Source organism: Hyphococcus formosus (genome assembly GCF_046736345.1).
GTDB classification, from domain to species: Bacteria; Pseudomonadota; Alphaproteobacteria; order Caulobacterales; family Parvularculaceae; genus Hyphococcus; species Hyphococcus formosus.
The window spans coordinates 1,672,874-1,691,332 of sequence record NZ_CP157210.1; the positions used below are offsets into that span (position 1 = coordinate 1,672,874).

The following is an 18,459-nucleotide window of genomic DNA, read 5'->3' on the forward strand; positions in this document are numbered from 1 at the left end:
AAATGTAGAGCGCCCTGGCACGCGGGTTCTCCGGAACCCATAGCTGCCCCGCTCGGCTTATCGCTAGCGGCGCACAGAAAGATAGTTTTGACTCAATTTTCCGATTTCGGCCTCGCACGGCCGATCATGCAGGCGCTCGCCGACGAGAAACACACAACGCCAACGCCAATTCAGGCGGAGGCCATACCGGCAATATTACGCGACCGCGACCTGTTGGGCATCGCGCAGACCGGCAGTGGTAAGACGGCCGCGTTTGCTCTGCCAATTCTTCACCGCCTTGTCGATACGCCCCATCAACGCCGCCCCGGAGATTGCCGCGCGCTGATCTTGACCCCTACTCGAGAGTTATCCGCCCAGGTACTAGACCGGTTCCGGGCCTATGGCCGACGGTTAAATTTGCGAATGGGCCTCGTAATTGGCGGTGCCCCAATGGGCAAACAAAAAGCGATGGCGCGTAAAGGCGTTGATGTATTGGTCGCGACGCCCGGTCGATTGGTTGACTTGATTGAACAAAAAGCAATTGACTTGAGCCGCGTAGAGACACTGGTCCTTGATGAGGTGGACCAAATGCTCGATCTCGGATTTATCCATGCCATCCGCTCAATCACCCAAAAACTTCCCACGGAACGGCAAAGCATATTTTTCTCGGCCACCATGCCGCGTGAAATTGCAAAGCTCGCCGGCAGCCTATTGCAGAATCCTGCGCGCGTCGAAATCGCAGCTCAAGAACGTCCAAAAATCGATCAAAGCGTCCGCTTTATCGACAAGGGCGCAAAGGCCACCTCGCTTCTCGAGATTGTTAATGCCGAAGAGTTTACGCGCGGCCTTGTATTTACACGGACAAAACATGGTGCGGATAAAGTTGTACGGTTTCTAGATGCTGCAGGCATACGCGCCCACGCAATTCACGGGAACCGATCCCAACCACAACGCGAACGTGCGCTCGCAGCATTCAGGTCAGGCAAAGCATCCGTATTGGTTGCAACTGATATCGCAGCCCGCGGCATTGATATTCGCGACGTTACCCATGTCGTAAATTACGATCTACCGAATGTTCCCGAAACCTATGTGCACCGTATTGGCCGGACCGCCCGTGCTGGTGCAGCCGGTATCGCTATTTCGTTTTGCGCGAATGACGAACGGCCATATTTGCGGTCTATCGAAAAGCTAACGCGTGAGAAAATCACCGTTACGCATGGCGAGGACATCCCATTTGAGGGGCCTAAACGTGGCGGAAAACCACCACGTCGCCGGAAACCGCGCCCGGGTAAAGGCGCGCCAAAAAAACCATTCAAAAACGAAAAGCGCACTTCGAGCAATGGCCCGAAGGTTGCCGCGAATGACGAAAAGAGGAAAGAGCATGGCGAAAGAGGAACTACTCGAGTTCGACGGAGACGTAACAGAGGCGCTGCCGGACGGAAACTTTCGAGTCACGCTGGATAACGGCCATCAAATTCTTGCTTATGCAGGCGGAAAGATGCGGAAATTCCGCATCAAGACGATTGCGGGCGATCGCGTGACCGTCGAAATGTCTGCATACGACCTAACAAAAGGTCGCATCACGTTCCGACACAAACCCGAAGGGGCGCAAGGTCCGGCCTCAAATAAACAGCGCAGTGCAGCAATTGCACGCAAGCGGCGTTAACACTCGCAAAAGCTTAAAGCAGAAAAGGGTGCCTTTGGAGGCACCCTTTTTCGCATTTACGCACTGACGATAAATAAGCCAGTCTTTTCGCGCCGAAAGTCATCGGAATTGCGATATTATCACAGTGCTGAATATTACAAAATCAGAAAAACTGCCTTTAAGAACAGGTAAAACAAAGAATTTACTTGAATAGACGCCCACGAATAGGCAGTTATATACTGCCAATGATTTCGAGCCGTCTTTTCGGGCTTTGCTACTCGCTTTTGAAGTCTCTCCAAACCATCGGCTTTTAAAAAGAGTTGGGCGTCGCCCACTCAACATCGCCATGTTTGAAGAGGATTAAAAATGGCTACTGGAACAGTTAAATGGTACAATTCGCAAAAAGGTTACGGCTTCATTGCACCTGAGACAGGTGGAAAAGATGTTTTCGTACATGCAACAGCGCTCGAAGCTGCGGGCATCCGCAACCTAGATGATGGACAGTCTGTTACATTCGAAGTTACCGAAGATCGCGGCAAATCTTCGGCGACTGCACTGAAAGTCGCCTAAAAACCATCTTGCCTCGCGGCATTTGACAGCACGGGAAGCCTTGCTTCTCGTGCTTCGCTTTTCGAAACAGACCCAAACGGTTCTCGTCGATAATGTGACAATGATGATACCGTCCTAGAAACACCGAATGAGGAATTTCGTATGGCTGACAATCATCAAATTAGAGCAACAAAACCTACAACCACCTCCCCTGCTAGCCGACGCGCCGCACGCGAACGTGCCGAAGCTGCTGGTCTTGCTCGCATAGAATCCGAAGCACAACAACGTAGATTGCAATCAGAAAAATTACGCCGCCTTCGCCTGGACAAAACTAGAAAAAGCTAAACAGTATTCTGTAAAATTCGTTACCTTACAAATCGGTTGCGTACGGATCACAGAACTGATCAATCCAAACGTTATCCAAGATCCCGCCAGGCCGGCTTTGGCTCTGATCCTGGTAACGCAGTAGCTTCATAAACAGCACGTGCGATTGCGCGGGCTAATGTGTCGGCGGCAATCGCCCCAAGCCGCATGGTCAGAACCGAGCGCCGCATGTCACCCGAAGCTTCGTGATGGCCCGTTGAAAGCGCGAATAGCACATCACCATCAAACGGCGCATGAATTGGCCGGATTGCCCGCGCCATTCCGTCTTGGGCCATTACTGCAATCCGCTGCATCTCCACGCGCGATAACGCAACATCGGTAGCGATGCATGCAATCGTCGTATTCGCCCGGGGCTTTGCCTGCCCTAGTGCATATCCATAGTCCTCTGGGTTCGCATGTAATTCGCTAGTGCCCAGCCCTCCAAATTCTTTCCCGATCTCGACTGGTGCAGCCCAAAACTGCTTCGTACCCGGCGCAATTACCGAACCAAGGCTATTGACTGCAACGATAGCCCCCACCGTATGACCGTCAGCAGTGACCGTCGATGCGGAACCAAGACCGCCTTTTATACCGCCGGACATAGCGCCAAACCCAGCGCCGACTGTTCCGAGGTCAAACTCTTCCGATGCCGCTTCGAGCGCTTTGACTCCTAATTTTCGGTATGGCGGATTTTCACCCCAATTTTTATTGCCGCCATTTGCTAAATCATAAAGGCATGCAGTTGGAACGATTGGAGACGGCGGCACACCCGGCGTATTCCCCATAGAAAATCCGCGGTTCCGTGCACCGAACCAGCTCGCTACCCCATCCGCAGATGCCATTCCGTAGACTGATCCGCCTGAAAGCACGATCGCATCAACTTCCTGTACGAGATTATGCGGTGCCAATGCATCCGTCTCTCGAGTTGCTGGACCACCACCACGTACATCAACCGCAGCGACAGCGGGGCTATCGGGGACGATCACTGTAACCCCAGTTTGTACTTTTTTGTCTTGCGATTGACCAACCTTCAATCCAGCCACGTCGGTAATCAAATTTCGCGGACCGGTTTTCTGTCCGCCCAGCGTATTCGCAGCAATTGATACGCCGCCCGATGTCACGGCAAGCCCCGCCGTCGAAACCGAAACAAGTGATCCAAGCAATTCTCTACGATTCATCGAACTATCCTTTTTAATTCGCCTGTTCAGCTATGTTCTGGGCAGCATCAGCTGCCCGCGGGAGGCCACGAGACTCAAGCGCCCGCTCCAAATTGGGCGCGGCATCAAGAAGTTTGGCCGTATAGGCATGTTGCGGATTAGCAAAGACCGATTCAGTTTCACCCTGCTCGACAATTTCTCCGCTTTGCATCACCAGAACTCGATCCGTGATTGATCTTACTACCGTTAGGTCATGGGTCACAAATAAGTAAGCAACGCCAAGCCGGTCGGAAAGATCAGCAAGCAGATCAAGAATTGTCGCCCTTACGGTTACGTCCAGCGCCGAAACGGCTTCGTCCAAGGCGATGATTGACGGCTCGGTAATAAGTGCCCGAGCGATCGCAATACGCTGTCGCTGACCACCCGAAAATTGATGCGGATAGCGATCGGCGTCTTTTCCAGAAAGTCCAACTTGTTCCAACATGCGCTCGACATGCTTTCGTGCATCGCGCCGAGAAACCGGCGTGTCATTCAAATGAAAATTCTCAGCCACAATCTGCTCAACGCGCCAACGCGGATCAAAACTACCAAAAGGGTCTTGAAAGACGACCTGGATTTTTTTGCGCAGCTCTTTGGTTCTCGCGGCATTCGCGGCGGGGAACTGTTCACCGTCCACTCGAACGCGACCGGCTTGCGCCCGATCAAGACCCAATATCGATCGTAACAGCGTAGACTTACCGCAACCGGACTCGCCTACAAGGCCAACATTTTCATGTGGATGTATTTTCAGGCTAACGCCATTAACAGCCCGGAAAGCCTCAGACTTCCCAAACAGTTTGGGCTTTCCCGAATATTCTCTTACAAGATTCTCGACTTGTAATACCGGCTGGTCCTCACTGCTCGCCTGTGTATTGCGTTTAGGTTTATGGTTTGTGTTCCGAATAAGTTCACGCGTATAAGAATTCTCACTTTTTCGGAAAATTTTTTCGACGCTTCCCTGCTCGACAATCTTACCGTGGCGCATCAGAACAATTCGATCAGCAATCCCCGCAATCACCGCTAGGTCATGGGTGACAAAAATCATGGCCGCGCCGTCTTCGCGCACCAAGCGACACAATAAATCCAGAATTTCGGCTTGCGTTGTGACGTCGAGGGCCGTGGTCGGCTCGTCTGCGATGATCAGTTTTGGTTTAAGCGCCAATGCAATTGCGATCGCAACACGTTGACGCTGCCCACCAGACAAATCATGCGGAAATCGATCTAAGCCGAAGCGCGGTGCAGGCAACCCTACTCTATCGAGTAAATCGCGTGCGATTGATAACGCCTCCTTGCGCGATCGCTTTTGATGCACGCGCACGGTCTCAGCGATCTGATCACCAATTGTCATTAACGGATTTAGCGCCGTCATCGGCTCTTGAAAAATAATGCCTATATCGCGACCACGAATATCGCAAAGCTGTTTTTCCGTAGCGTTCGAGAGCTCTTCCCCATCCAGAGAAATCGTACCGCTTTTTTTTGTTTTGGGCGGCACCAACCCTAAAATCGACATGGCAGTCATGGACTTCCCCGACCCCGACTCGCCCACTAACCCAATAATTTCGCCCGCATCTAATTCTAACGACACAGACTTCAATATCTGTGCAGAACCGATCTCTACGTTAAGATCTTTAATCTCCAGCAGTGACATGAATTAACGCTCCTGCTGGATTCTGGGATCGAGGTAATCACGCAAGCCATCGCCGATGAGCCCAAAGCCAAAGACGACAATCATGATCGCAAGGCCCGGGAAAATCGCCAGCCAAGGGGCAAAGCCGATCATGGTCTGAGCTTCGGCCAACATACGCCCCCAACTTGGCATTGGCGGCTGCGCTCCAAGGCCGACATAAGAAAGCCCCGCCTCTGCAACCACGCCAAGCGCAAACTGAATTGCCCCTTGAACGACTAATAAGCCAAACAAATTCGGCAAAATATGCTCAACAGAAATCAGGAAAGACGACTTACCCGCTGTTCGCGCAGACAAAATAAACTCTCGCGCCCATAAACTAATCGCTGCGCCGCGCGTTACCCGCGCGAATACCGGAATGTTAAAAATCCCGATTGCAATGATTGCATTAATCGCGCCCGGTCCAAATACGGCGGTAATCATTACCGCCATAAGCAAGGACGGAAATGCGAAGATAAGATCATTGGTTCGCATCACGACTTCGCTTACTGCGCCGTGACGCGCCGCGGCCAGCAAACCAAGCGGTGTACCAATGCAAGCTCCGATAACGACAGCAATGAACGCAACAGCCAGAGAATTCCGAGTGCCGACTATAATCATCGAAAGAACGTCACGACCAAAATGATCAGTGCCAAAGGGGTGAGCACCGCTCGGAGGAAGCAGCTTACGCGCTATATCGATTTCCTCAACGTCATAGGGCGTCCATAGAAATGACATTACACCAATCGCAAGGGTAAAAAGGCATAGCGCCAAGCCAATCCATAGACTTAGCGGTATTTTTATTTTCCGCGCCGGTGCCGTAATCGGATCTGTTTCTGTTATCGTATTCATCCTATCCGGCTCCGTAACCGGGGATCGACCACTAAATAAGCGAGATCAATCAGGAAAGTGACCAAAATCACGGCAAAGACGAGAACAAAGACAACACTCTGAACGACCATCAAATCCCTTTGGGTAATGGCTTGGAAAACGAGACGTCCCAGCCCCGGAAGAGAAAATACATTCTCTATGATAATCCCTCCGGCTAAAAGAAACGGAAATTGCAGGCCAATAATAGTCAGCACTGGGATAAACGCATTTCGGAGCGCATGACGCCACAACGCCGCTTCCCAACTCAGTCCTTTTGCTCTTGCGGTGCGAATGAAATCTTCATTCATAACATCGAGCAAGGATGAGCGTAGAACCCGCGCGATAATCGCCGCCTGCGGTGCAGCGAGCGCCACTGCAGGAAGGAAAAGCCCCTTCAGCGCCGAAAAAAAGCCAGCATCCCACCCGACAAAACCACCAGCCGAAAACCAACCGAGTTGAATAGAAAATACAATAATTAGCAGCATCGCAATCCAGAAGTTTGGCAACGCGATACCAATTTGCATGACGGCATTCAGGCCCGTGTCAATTGCGGAACCACGCCGGCTCGCAGCGATCACACCGACAGGAATTGCGATCAGCAGAGAAATGAACATCGCAAGCAATGCGAGCGGCGCAGAAACCTGTAGCCTTTCTGCGATCAATTCACCGACAGGGACTTGATAAGTATAACTCGTGCCGAATTCACCACTGAACACCCCGCCAATCCAATCAAAATATCTGACAATTGATGGCGCATCTAACCCCATTTGCGCGCGCAAGGCACTAATCGATTCAGGACTCGCATTGAGGCCCATCATATAGGCTGCGGGGTCACCAGGTACAATCTGCATAAGAACAAAGATCACGACCGAAGCCGCGAACAATGTTGCCCCATGCGACCCTACGCGTCCCAATAGATAAACTAGTCCCATCGAACGAATGACTGATACGGCTATAAAAATTGCTACAACAATTGCCGCGAGAACCCAGACAAAATTATTGCCTCGTTTCACCTCGCCTTGTGACGAAACGCTTGCCTGCGATCCGGTAAAAAATGCATTGGCCGCAATATTTGCAGGTATTGGCGTATCGACCCACAATCCATTTAGATCCGCACGCCAGATGCCGACGCGGGCTGACTGCAACAAATAGCCGTTAACGGCATCATCCGCGAGTATTCGTTGAATTTCACCAATGATCTCTGCACGGCGCTTTTCGTCAACTTCGATTTCATATCGCGCGACCAGTGCGTTATATTCAGGGTTTGAATAACCGAAATAATAATCGTCACGCGCATAAATGCCAAAATCCATGGGCTCGATATGTTCGACGATAGTAAGATCAAATTCATGCCGCTTGAAAACTTGATCGAGCCATTGCGCCCACTCAAGATTTTCGATTGTCACATCGATACCAACCTGAGCAAGCTGTGCCGCGACGATTTCGCCAGCCCGGCGCGCATAAGGCCGTGGCGGCAATCGAAGCGATAAAGCGAAGCCATTCGGATAGCCCGCGTCGGCTAATAATGATTTCGCTTTTTCGATGTCGTTAGGGTACCGGTTAACCAAATCGACATAACCGGGGCTTTGGCGCGTATAGTGACTACCAATAGGAAAGCCAAAACCAAACATCGCTCCGTCTATGATCGCTTCGCGATCAATCGCATGAGAAATTGCGCGGCGTACATTCCGATTTGCGAGGGGGGAATTGCGATTATTAATCGCGAGAATTACCTTACCTTCCGAAGCGCCGGCAATGACCTTAAATCTCGGGTCATTTTCAAATTCTGCAACATTCTCCGGTGCTGGATAATTCGGGTAAGCATCAATATCCCCCGCTTTCATCGACGAAAAAGCCGCGGCCGCATCCCCAATGAACTTGAAAACGACGCTATTTATTTGCGGCTTACCGCCCCAATAATTTTCGTAACGCGTAAGCGTTAGCGAATCGCCACGACGCCATCGAGCATACTTAAACGGTCCCGTCCCCACGGGATTCATAGCATTCGTAGCGGCACTTTCTTCGGCGACAATGACCGCATCACCCCAGCCTAGATAATAGGGCAAGTCACTCGACGGGCGACGGAGATTCAACCTCACCGTAAACGGATCAATGACATCAACAGCACTGATTGGACTTAACAACGCCTTTTGTGCGTTCGACGATTCTGGTGCTAGCGCACGGTCAAGAGAGAATTTAACGTCATATGCATCAAATTCGGTTCCGTCATGAAAGGTTACGTCTCGCCGCAAATAAAAGACGTATGACAATCGATCAGGTGCCGCATCCCAAGATTCGGCAAGTGCTGGTGCAACATCGCCAGTTTGCGTAATGCGTGTAAGGCCTTCAAAAATATTCCCGTACACAACGGCGTCGACCGCCGCAGCCGCACCTGACGTTGGATCAAGATTCGGCGGCTCCAGCGGCACGCCAAGGACAAGCTGATCCTTTGCGAAAGAATTTGAGAGCAACGCAACGAAAAGCGCACCGACGATTAGGATCAATCGGAGTGCTGACCGCTTGTTTCCAAAAGTGGTAACGCTAGCATCACGAAACATGATACTCGCACCGCGCGTACTAAATCGCATCTAGTCTCTATTCTTTCGCGTGATAAAAAACTATATCGAATGAAACGTCATCCGAAACATACTCTATGCTGGCGCGGTGTTCCATATAAACAGAACAACCGCGCCGTTATTGGTTCTAAGTTTTAAATATCTGCGCTTAGGCGAATACCAAAGGTACGTGGACGCCCAGGCTGGGCAATATCAGCACTTGTGAAAAAGTTACGGGTCAAATCATATTCTTTATCGAAGACATTTCTGACCCAGACACCTAGCGACCATGGGCCATTCGCCGGTGAAATGCTCACGCTTGCATTTACCAGCCAATAGGCATCAACATCGTAAGTACTACCTAACCATGATGGGTAGAAATCACGTCGGCTATAATTTGTTTCCGCGATAACACCATACTCGCCAAGATCAATCAGATAGCTGGCAGAACCGCTATAGCTGAAATCCGGAAACGGTAATGCCTCCCCTGCACGGTCGACATAGACCGCCATATCTGCTGCACGTGACGCAGGAACATCGAGATCGAAGAACTCGACATACTCGCCTTCTTTATATCCAAACGCTTGAATTATATTTAGGTTCGGCAATGGCTGCCATACCAACTCCAATTCTGCACCATAAATCTTGGACTGTGGCGCATTCGCAAATCGACCGACAGGACCGTTTTCTCCGTACACCGCCGATAGAACCTGTTGATTTGAATAATCGTAATAGAACGCCGCGCCATTTACCGTTAGGTTGTCGATGACATCAGTCTTGAATCCGACCTCGTATGCCCAGAGAACTTCCGGCGCAAATGGCTGAATAGAACTTTCCTGCCCCGTATTATAGGTGGTGAAGCCGCCAGACTTTGTTCCTCGACTGACCGACGCATAGAGCAATATGTCTTCCGTAGGCGTATATTCGATCCCCGCCTTTCCGGTTAACGGTTCCATTGCTGTGGTAACATCGGTTGGTGGTAAAGCTGTTGCACCACCAAACGCAGTACCAAAACCTTCGAGGAAACGGTCTTCGCTTTCAAGGCGTAGCCCCGCGATCAAATTGATCTGATCTGATATCGCATATTCCGCCTGCCCAAAGATCGCGACGGATTCCACGGTCTGGTCATAATTTACACGGCCATAGGTACCGAAAATGTCGATAAAGTCAGAGAAATATCGCTCATTAAGGTCCTGCTTTGAATAATAAAGGCCAACCTGCCATACCAGAGCGCCTTCGCCATCGGATGACAAACGTACTTCTTGGGAGAAAACGGAAACGTCACTACCGAAGAATGTGTCGGCTTCGATGGACGCGGACGAATCCCAATCCCCTAATTCGGAACGGTCAAGGGACTCATAGCTGGTAATGCTATTTAAGATGGCTCCGCCAAGATCCAGCGCACCATTAAGAGAGACGCCCCAACCGCTATTATCGCGCCCTGGTTTCCGATCTGGTGACGCGCCAATATCTGCCAATAAAACCGGAGACACGCCCCAACCTGTTTTCGAACGATCTGCATCGGCCGAAATGGTCGGTCCAAACCCGCCCTGCGTCGTCAGGTCATTAATCAGATATAGTCCCTGATTTTCAGAATTGTCCCAGCTATAATGCGCATCAAAGAGAAATTCGAGATTAGACGTCGGTTCAAACTCGAATAGTCCTCGAACACCACCGCGGTCGGCATCACCAATCTCCTCGCCGGTATCACGGTTATGCTGCCATCCGCCACCTTGTTGAGTCGATGCAGAAATCCGTGCACGCAATGATTCTGTAATTGGTCCGGAAATATAACCTTCTGTTTTAAACTCGTTGAAACGGCCATATTCAGCAAAAATGCCCGCTCCGAATTCCTCTGTCGGCTTTTTGGTAATGAAGTTGATGGCACCACCGGTCGTATTGCGGCCATAAAGCGTACCCTGTGGCCCGCGAAGAACCTCAACGCGCTCGATGTCGTAGATCAGCCCCTGCGTCATGACCGGGACCGGGAATGCAACTTCATTCACATATACACCAACCGTGGGTGCGTTGTTCGTTGCATAGTCCTGAAAGCCCACTCCGCGCAGACGAAACTGAGCCGCGCCGCCGCCAAATGCTGGTTCGACCTCAAGGTTCGGCGCAGTATTTTGGAGCTGATTAATATTGGTGACGCCTTGATCCTTAAGCTGATCACCAGTCACCACCGTAACGGCGACGCTGACGTCTTGTAGTGATTGCTCACGACGCTGCGCTGTCACGACGATTTTATCTTCATCGTCTACACTCGTCTGTGCATAGCTTGCCGGCGCAACAGAAACCGCGCTCGCTAATACACTACTCGCCATTAAAAGATTGAATTTAAGTCTACTCATAATATGGCCCCTCCTATTGCCCGGCCATCGACCGAGCTTTATGCCTAATTACCGAAATTGACTGGAAAAATTTATCGAGTGTGGATCAACTTCCCTAAACAGAACAACACAAACTCTTTGCTCAACTTTAGTCCCTCACTCATTCTCTAGTGGGCATTACCCGTCCCACCAAACTCTTTGTCACGCTATCGTCATAAATTTTGACGGCTATTGCGCAAACGCACAAGCCACAAATGCAATAAATTTGCTGCGATATCCCATTTGCACAATTATTTCTCCCGTGAGAAATTTTCGTTCAACATAATTCGAGTACAGCGCATCCGTAAGCAACAAACCGTCAGCTGTTACTCTACGCATCACAATTATTATTATCGTAGCGCCAAAAATGGCCCTATCGATTTTACTTTACCGCACCTAATAACCTTGCGGTTGTCAGTGCCATGACCTTCGCCGCGGCCACCATATCGTCGATACCAACCCACTCATCCGGCTGATGGGCAAGATCAAGAACACCCGGGCCATAGGCGATACAGTCTTTCAGCTTACCAATTCGGTCCACATGTTTCTGATCATAAGTACCCGGAGAACAAACGAATTCCGCTTCGCGCTTTAGAACATCGCGAATTGCAGCGGCGGTCGTCGCAGCAACTGGCGCGTCTTTGTCCGCAAGGCTCGGCTCAACGGCAAAAAGCTCGCGCATATCAAAACGGAAATCGGGACGAGTTTCAGACAACTTCTCAAGAATAGATCGAATTTCGCCCCGCACATCATCGATGTCCTCTTCGATCAGGAAGCGCCGATCAATAATCATACGGCATGAATCCGCTACGCAAGGTGCCGGAAGCCCTTCATGTCCCTCTTCCTGCCCCCCGTGTAAGGAGTTGATGTTCATCGTCGAACTACGTGCACCATCGGGAACAACCGGCATATTCGACTGGCGTGCCTCCAACGCCGGATAGAGATCATTTTCGAAACGTTCGAGAACCGCAGACATATGCCGAATTGCGGAATCTCCTAGGAATGGCATCGATCCATGCGCAATCCGTCCTTTGGTTTCGATCTCCGCCCACCATACGCCCCGATGCCCAATACACACCCGGTCGACATTTAATGGCTCCGGAATAATAACGTGATCGACGCGCGGTTTTGAAAACCACCCACGCTCGGCGAGATATGCAACCCCACCATAACCGCCTGACTCTTCATCGACTGTACCTGAGATTTCGATCGCACCCGGAAAATCCGGCAGTGTGTCGATCAAGGCTTCCGCCGCAATAATTGCAGATGCGATACCGCCTTTCATATCGCACGCGCCGCGGCCATAGACTTTACCGTCTTTTACAATTCCCTCGAATGGATCAAGCGTCCAACCGTCACCAACTTCAACAACATCGATATGACCATTGAAATGCACACAAGGACCCGGCTTTCCGCCCTCCTTCCGTGCAACAACATTGGTTCGTGGATACCGATCACTATCACCGGGTGTACCGACGCCGCGAACATACTCAACCGTAAAGCCGCGCTTCTTTAAACGCTCGCCAATATATTCTGCACATGGCCTATAGGCCTCGCCCGGCGGATTGATAGTAGGAAAGCGGATAAGGTCCTGCGTTAGCGCGACCAGATCTTCGACGCGACCGTCAATTGTTTCGTTTACGCTATCCATTACTGACGACACGTTATGCTTCCCTCTTTAAACTTAAATCATTCAACCTAGACAAAATCGCGTCGGTCATACCCGCCGAACTAACCGTCTTCTCACCAGGCGCGGCAATATCCGGCGTACGAATACCGCCTGAGAGCGCCAACCGCACAGCCTCTTCGAGTAATGCTGCTTCCCTTGATGCATCAAGGGATATCCGCAGACACATCGCAAAGGACAGTATCGTTGCAATTGGGTTTGCAATCCCTTTTCCTGCGATATCCGGCGCAGATCCGTGAATTGGTTCGTACACACCAAATTTTTGGCCAGCGGCACCATGAGCAATTGTAGCCGACGGAAGCAAACCCAGCGACCCCGTAAGCGCCGCGGCTTGATCAGACAGAATATCACCAAACAGATTATCCGTCACAATGACGTCGAACTGTTTTGGCGCACGCACCAATTGCATGGCACAATTATCCGCGTACATATGCGAAAGTTCGATGTCTGGATTCTGATTTCCGAATTCGGTTGTCACCGCGCGCCACAACGCACCGGTTTCCATGACATTTGCCTTATCAACCGAGCATACGCGACTATTGCGCGCCCGCGCGAGCTCGAATGCGACTTCGCACACCCGCTTTATCTCATTTTCATGATAAGCCTGAGTGTCAGTTGCAGCGCGCGCCCCGTCAGCGCTCGTTACGATACCACGTGGCTCACCAAAATAGACTCCCGCTGTACTTTCGCGAACAATTAAAATATCCAAATCTCTGACAATTTCGGGCCGCAACGCTGACGCGCCAAGTAACGCGGAGAAACTTATCGCAGGGCGAAGATTGGCATAGAGATCGAGACCTTTACGCAGTCTCAAAATTCCCATTTCAGGTCGCGAAGCACGCGGTAGCGCATCCCATTTGGGGCCGCCAACCGCACCAAAAAGAACAGCATCCGATGCTTTAGCTTTGGCGAAGACTTCATCCGACAACGGGACGCCGCAATCGTCAATCGATGCGCCACCGGCTAGGCCGTAATCAATTTCAATAGTGAGCCCGGCATTTTCAGTAAACCAATTTACAACACGCAACGTTTGGTCAACGATCTCAGGACCGATACCGTCACCGGGCAGAACCAATAACTTCATTGCACTGTCGTTTTTCACGTTAGATACACCGTCCACCATCAACTTCAAGCGCGACACCAGTGATCATTGATGCATCATCAGAGCACAAGAAACTCGCCGCCGCGCCCATATCCTCCGGCGTTGAAAAACGTCCGATAGGGATAGAAGCCAAAAACTTTGCTTTAATTTCTGGCGTATCACCGCCCATAAATGTTTTTAAAAGCGGCGTATCACCGGCAACCGGGCTTATTGCATTAACGCGGATTCCGACCGCAGCAAGTTCAATTGCCATTGCTTTTGTCGCAGTGATCATCCAGCCTTTTGATGCATTATACCATGTAAGATTAGGACGCGGACTAACACCGCCGGTCGACGCAACATTCAATATCGCTCCGCCACCAATCTTCTTCATCTGTGGGATAAGGTTTCTCGCGGTCAGATAAACCGACTTCATATTCACCTGGAAAATCTTGTCGAACATTTTTTCCGGCAAGGTTTCCATGGTTTCCGGTATATGACCGATGCCCGCATTGTTCACCAGAACATTAACGGTACCAAATGTTTTTTCGGCCTCTCTCACAAGCGCGGCAACGGAACTGCCATCGGACACATCCGCTTCTATACCAACAGCTTGCTCGCCCAACTCATCCGCCAATTCCTTTGCGGCATCACCGTTTAAATCTGCGATCACTACGCGCGCGTTCTCATTTACGAATCGACGAACAATGCCTGCGCCAAACCCCGACGCACCACCCGTTACAATCGCAATTTTTCCGTCTAATTGCATTACTTTTCCTCAACCATGCAGCGCGGCTACTGTCTTCAGTGTTGTGAAACCATAAAGTGCCTCGAAGCCTTTTTCGCGCCCATGCCCCGAGCGACCGACGCCACCAAACGGAAGCTCAACCCCGCCGCCCGCACCATAATTATTGATAAAGACCTGACCTGCCTTAATCTGACGCGCCATTCGCATCTGACGCCCGCCGTCACGGGTCCAAACACCGGCAACTAATCCGTAATCAGCGTTATTTGCAATTTGCACTGCCTCCTCTTCTGTATCGAAAGGAATGGCAACGACAACTGGCCCAAAAATCTCTTCGTTCGCAAGCTTATGATCTGGTGGAACATCCGCAAAAAGTGTTGGACAAACAAAATACCCACCGGACGGAGCACCATCTATTATTGTACCTTGTGCAACGACTTCGAGGCCGGTTTTTTCCCCGTGTTCAACAAAATCAGTGACGATCGCCTTTTGTCGCCCTGAGACGAGCGGGCCAACCTCAAGATCTTCGATCGCCGGCCCTACGCGCAGTGATTGAAACCGTTCGGCTAAGCGTTCCAAGACTTGTTGATAAACACCTCGCTGAATCAATATGCGCGATCCCGCAGAACAGGTCTGCCCGGCATTTTGAACGCCGGCATTTACGAGAAATGGAATTGCCGCCTCAATACTTGCATCGTCGAAAACAATTTGTGGCGATTTTCCACCAAGCTCCAATGTGACGGGCGCGGTATTTTGCGCCGCGGCAGCCTGAACGGAGGTGCCCACCGCCGTCGACCCGGTAAATGAAATATGATTGACGCCCGGGTGAGAAGCCAATGCGGCACCGACAAGTTCACCAGTCCCCGGTACAACATTTAATGCGCCCTTCGGCAGGCCAACAGTTTCCGCAATACGCGCAAAGGCTAATGCTGTGAGGCAAGCCTCTTCCGCAGGTTTCAAGACGGCCGCATTGCCCGTCGCGAGCGCCGCAACAACGGACCGGCCGATAATCTGCATTGGATAGTTCCAGGGGATAATGTGCGCTGTGACCCCGTGGGGCTCACGCAAAGTATAGACCGTATAGTCATTGCCATACGGAATAGTTTCGCCATGAAATTTGTCAGCGCATCCACCGTAAAACTCTAAATACCGAGCAAGTGCAATCGCATCGGCTTTGGCCTGCTTGAGAGGTTTTCCAACATCAAGGGCTTCCATCTGCGCAAGCTCATCAACCTGTTCGGTGACGACCTGCCCCATTTTCGTGAGCAATCTTCCGCGGTCAACAGCGCTTAATTGTCCCCAATCTCCATCGAGCGCGGATTGCGCAGCGTCCACCGCTTCATCCACATCCTCTTTCTGAGAAGCCGCGATTTCACCAATTGAAGTACCGGTAGAGGGATTTTCAATTTCTATGGTGCCTGCGCCAGTCGGCTTTCTCCAACGACCATCAATAAATATCTCGTTGGTACACAACACCATTATACACCCTCTTTAAATTTACCACCTCTAACACGAGGCTAAGTCAGAAAAATCGTGATGACAATCACGCTCTTAGCAAATACTTCTGACAAATACAGTTTCTTTGAATTATCATTGCTATGCCAGCCTATTGGCCAACATATATAGTTACGACCGACACGGATCAGTTATTCTATGCGTAACACGCCCACAATCTAGCGGCGCATGGAGCTTTTAAATTGCCACTTTAGCGAATCACTTAGCGGCCGCTTTACTTGCGCCCTGAATATTCTTGTCCCCTCGGAACAGAAACTCGGCAACGTCCCGAATGATTTTGACACGTGCTGATTGATCGAAATCAGGTGCGACGATCCTGCGAATACCAATTCCCTGAAGAATAGCGACAAACACTTCTAATCGCGCCTCGATGTCATCAACATCGAGTTGTTTCTCAAGCGCGCTAACAACTCGTTTTTTGATTTTTGCGTCATTATATTCAAGGGTAGATGCAATTTCGGGACTTCTCGTAGCTTCCGAAAAGATCTCCAGCATCAATGTCGACCAAAATGGATCGGAGTTTGTCTCGATACTCTCTTCGCAATTATTGATCATATAGTCGACGATTTCATCACCGGCTCTTTCGATATCCTCGACCATTTCCACTTTCTCAGCGAAGTGCGTTCGGATCAATTCCTCGATGATCTGACCTTTGCTCTCGAAATAGTGATAAATATGACCAGGGCTCATTCCGGCTTCTTTAGCGATTTGCGCCATTCGCGCACCATGGAATCCACTAGCCACAAAGCTACGTTCTGCAGCGTTTAGCACGCAATTTCGCCGTTTATCGGCGTTTTTCACTGGCTTTTCCGCCATTCTATGACCTCCACATACTAACGCTAAGCCGGCTATTGAAATTTGTGCAGCGCACCATACTTTGCTCGCAATCGCCTTGACTTCGTAACGATATAGTTAGAATAAACGTTCATTCTATTCAAGTCGCCCAACTCCGGGCCCCGTCCTCACGAGCAGAAAAACGGAATTCGCAATGAAGCGCCATCACTTTCCACACCGCTCCCAAATTCCCACTCTCTTTCGCACTTCCGCCACCATTGGTGCCGCGGCACTCTTTCTAGCGGCCTGCGGCGGCGATGCCAGCCAAAACGCTGGCGGAACCCCGCCGCCGCCGGAAGTGGCCGTTCACACTGTAACAACCGAGACCACCGAATTGTCCGTTACCCTTCCGGGTCGAACTTCAGCATTCAGAATGGCGGAAGTCCGGCCGCAGGTTTCCGGCATCATCCAAAAACGCCTGTTTGAAGAGGGCGAAGTGGTCGAAGTCGGGACGCCACTCTACCAGATTGACGATGCTTTATACAAAGCAGCCCATGATAGCGCCGTCGCATCTCTCGCTCGCGCGGAAGCAAATGCTGTCGCCGCGTCTAACCGAGCAGAACGTTATAAGAAACTCGCGAAGGTCAATGGCGTCAGCCAGCAAGACTATGATGACGCGGAAGCAGCGGCTCGTCAGGCCCGTGCAGATGTCGGCATTGCGCGTGCAAACCGGGACACCGCCAAAGTAAATCTCGACCGGACCGTCATCAAGGCCCCTATCAGTGGCACGATTGGCCGGTCGCTTGTTACTGATGGTGCGCTTGTTACTTCCGGCCAAGCACAAGAACTCGCGGTCATCAATATGCTTGATCCGATTTTTGTTGACCTCACGCAATCAAGTACAGAGCTGCTTCGATTGAAACGTAAATTGGCAAATGGCGAACTTCAGACTCTGGACAATGATCAGTTGTCGGTGAGCCTTACCCTAGAAGACGGCACCACTTACGAACATCAAGGTTCACTTGAATTAACCGAACCCTCGGTCACACCAGAAACAGGGTCGGTGGTTCTGCGCGCGCAATTCCCCAATCCGGATGGGCTTTTAATTCCTGGCATGTTTGTTCGCGCAAACATCACCGAGGGCAAAAAAGCCGACGCCATTTTAGTCCCTCAACAGAGCGTAACGCGCGATGAAAAAGGGAACGGCATCACCTATGTCGTCAAGGACGATAACAGCACGGAGATCCGCATGGTCAAAACCGATCGTGCAATTGGAGATCAATGGTTGATCGCCGACGGATTGGAAGCTGGCGAGCGTATCGTTTACGAAGGATTTCAGCGCATCCGGCCCGGTACGCCGGTAACACCCGTCGAAATAGCCCTCGCTGACGCGGAACTCAAAGTATCAAGCAATGCGGGAGCCGCTGGCTCCCGCTAACGGTTAGCCGTCATCCCATCTTAGAAGGTA

The 18,459-nt window shown here is 51.0% G+C and carries 14 protein-coding genes; 4 read left to right on the forward strand and 10 right to left on the reverse strand.

Annotated elements, in window-relative coordinates; genetic code table 11:
• Positions 1-87: 87 nt before the first annotated feature.
• From ABFZ83_RS07585 to ABFZ83_RS07595, 3 genes are all read left to right on the forward strand, one after another.
• Positions 88-1,443, forward strand: coding sequence for a DEAD/DEAH box helicase (locus ABFZ83_RS07585; RefSeq protein WP_411815947.1), 1,356 nt, complete (start codon positions 88-90; stop codon positions 1,441-1,443).
• Positions 1,361-1,645, forward strand: a complete 285-nt coding sequence (infA, locus tag ABFZ83_RS07590) for a translation initiation factor IF-1 (RefSeq protein WP_369314762.1) — start codon at positions 1,361-1,363, stop codon at positions 1,643-1,645. Before ABFZ83_RS07585 ends, infA begins: the two co-directional genes overlap by 83 nt.
• 345 nt (positions 1,646-1,990) lie before the next feature.
• On the forward strand, positions 1,991-2,194 hold the full coding sequence (locus ABFZ83_RS07595; RefSeq protein WP_411815948.1) for a cold-shock protein: 204 nt from the start codon (positions 1,991-1,993) through the stop codon (positions 2,192-2,194).
• A gap of 395 nt (positions 2,195-2,589) precedes the next feature.
• Here ABFZ83_RS07595 and ABFZ83_RS07600 read toward each other — a convergent pair whose 3' ends face one another.
• The 10 genes from ABFZ83_RS07600 to ABFZ83_RS07645 form a co-directional block, all read right to left on the reverse strand.
• The gene (locus tag ABFZ83_RS07600; protein WP_411815949.1) at positions 2,590-3,714 is read right to left on the reverse strand and encodes a P1 family peptidase; all 1,125 of its coding nucleotides are present in this window, start codon (positions 3,712-3,714) and stop codon (positions 2,590-2,592) included.
• A gap of 13 nt (positions 3,715-3,727) precedes the next feature.
• Positions 3,728-5,380 (reverse strand): ABC transporter ATP-binding protein, encoded by a 1,653-nt coding sequence (locus ABFZ83_RS07605; protein ID WP_411815950.1) that lies wholly within the window; start codon positions 5,378-5,380, stop codon positions 3,728-3,730.
• A gap of 3 nt (positions 5,381-5,383) precedes the next feature.
• Entirely contained in the window at positions 5,384-6,247 is an 864-nt protein-coding gene (locus tag ABFZ83_RS07610; protein WP_411815951.1) for an ABC transporter permease, read from the reverse strand.
• Complete coding sequence (locus ABFZ83_RS07615; protein ID WP_411815952.1) at positions 6,244-8,853, reverse strand: ABC transporter substrate-binding protein; 2,610 nt, start codon at positions 8,851-8,853, stop codon at positions 6,244-6,246. Before ABFZ83_RS07615 ends, ABFZ83_RS07610 begins: the two co-directional genes overlap by 4 nt.
• Before the next feature lie 122 nt (positions 8,854-8,975).
• Entirely contained in the window at positions 8,976-11,171 is a 2,196-nt protein-coding gene (locus tag ABFZ83_RS07620) for a TonB-dependent receptor (RefSeq protein ID WP_411815953.1), read from the reverse strand.
• 400 nt (positions 11,172-11,571) lie between these two features.
• Entirely contained in the window at positions 11,572-12,840 is a 1,269-nt protein-coding gene (locus ABFZ83_RS07625) for an acetylornithine deacetylase/succinyl-diaminopimelate desuccinylase family protein (protein WP_411818813.1), read from the reverse strand.
• Positions 12,841-12,853: 13 nt separating this feature from the next.
• Positions 12,854-13,978 (reverse strand): 3-isopropylmalate dehydrogenase, encoded by a 1,125-nt coding sequence (leuB, locus tag ABFZ83_RS07630; RefSeq protein WP_411815954.1) that lies wholly within the window; start codon positions 13,976-13,978, stop codon positions 12,854-12,856.
• A gap of 1 nt (position 13,979) precedes the next feature.
• Positions 13,980-14,726, reverse strand: a complete 747-nt coding sequence (locus tag ABFZ83_RS07635) for a glucose 1-dehydrogenase (RefSeq protein WP_411815955.1) — start codon at positions 14,724-14,726, stop codon at positions 13,980-13,982.
• Positions 14,727-14,735: 9 nt separating this feature from the next.
• A complete protein-coding gene (locus ABFZ83_RS07640; protein ID WP_411815956.1) occupies positions 14,736-16,181 on the reverse strand; it encodes an aldehyde dehydrogenase family protein in 1,446 nt (481 codons plus the stop codon).
• A 234-nt stretch (positions 16,182-16,415) separates the two neighbouring features.
• Positions 16,416-17,033 (reverse strand): TetR/AcrR family transcriptional regulator, encoded by a 618-nt coding sequence (locus ABFZ83_RS07645; RefSeq protein WP_411815957.1) that lies wholly within the window; start codon positions 17,031-17,033, stop codon positions 16,416-16,418.
• Between the two features lie 172 nt (positions 17,034-17,205).
• Between ABFZ83_RS07645 and ABFZ83_RS07650 the strand changes: the two genes are divergently transcribed.
• On the forward strand, positions 17,206-18,429 hold the full coding sequence (locus tag ABFZ83_RS07650; RefSeq protein ID WP_411815958.1) for an efflux RND transporter periplasmic adaptor subunit: 1,224 nt from the start codon (positions 17,206-17,208) through the stop codon (positions 18,427-18,429).
• Positions 18,430-18,459 lie beyond the last annotated feature (30 nt).

Excerpts from the sequence above, each read along its gene's own strand:
- infA (WP_369314762.1), top strand. The coding sequence starts at position 1,361 with ATGGCGAAAGAGGAACTACTCGAGTTCGACGGAGACGTAACAGAGGCG.
- ABFZ83_RS07595 (WP_411815948.1), top strand. The coding sequence starts at position 1,991 with ATGGCTACTGGAACAGTTAAATGGTACAATTCGCAAAAAGGTTACGGC.
- ABFZ83_RS07600 (WP_411815949.1), bottom strand. The coding sequence starts at position 3,714 with ATGAATCGTAGAGAATTGCTTGGATCACTTGTTTCGGTTTCGACGGCG.
- ABFZ83_RS07605 (WP_411815950.1), bottom strand. The coding sequence starts at position 5,380 with ATGTCACTGCTGGAGATTAAAGATCTTAACGTAGAGATCGGTTCTGCA.
- ABFZ83_RS07610 (WP_411815951.1), bottom strand. The coding sequence starts at position 6,247 with ATGAATACGATAACAGAAACAGATCCGATTACGGCACCGGCGCGGAAA.
- ABFZ83_RS07615 (WP_411815952.1), bottom strand. The coding sequence starts at position 8,853 with ATGCGATTTAGTACGCGCGGTGCGAGTATCATGTTTCGTGATGCTAGC.
- ABFZ83_RS07620 (WP_411815953.1), bottom strand. The coding sequence starts at position 11,171 with ATGAGTAGACTTAAATTCAATCTTTTAATGGCGAGTAGTGTATTAGCG.
- ABFZ83_RS07625 (WP_411818813.1), bottom strand. The coding sequence starts at position 12,840 with ATGGATAGCGTAAACGAAACAATTGACGGTCGCGTCGAAGATCTGGTC.
- ABFZ83_RS07635 (WP_411815955.1), bottom strand. The coding sequence starts at position 14,726 with ATGCAATTAGACGGAAAAATTGCGATTGTAACGGGTGGTGCGTCGGGG.
- ABFZ83_RS07640 (WP_411815956.1), bottom strand. The coding sequence starts at position 16,181 with ATGGTGTTGTGTACCAACGAGATATTTATTGATGGTCGTTGGAGAAAG.
- ABFZ83_RS07645 (WP_411815957.1), bottom strand. The coding sequence starts at position 17,033 with ATGGCGGAAAAGCCAGTGAAAAACGCCGATAAACGGCGAAATTGCGTG.
- ABFZ83_RS07650 (WP_411815958.1), top strand. The coding sequence starts at position 17,206 with ATGAAGCGCCATCACTTTCCACACCGCTCCCAAATTCCCACTCTCTTT.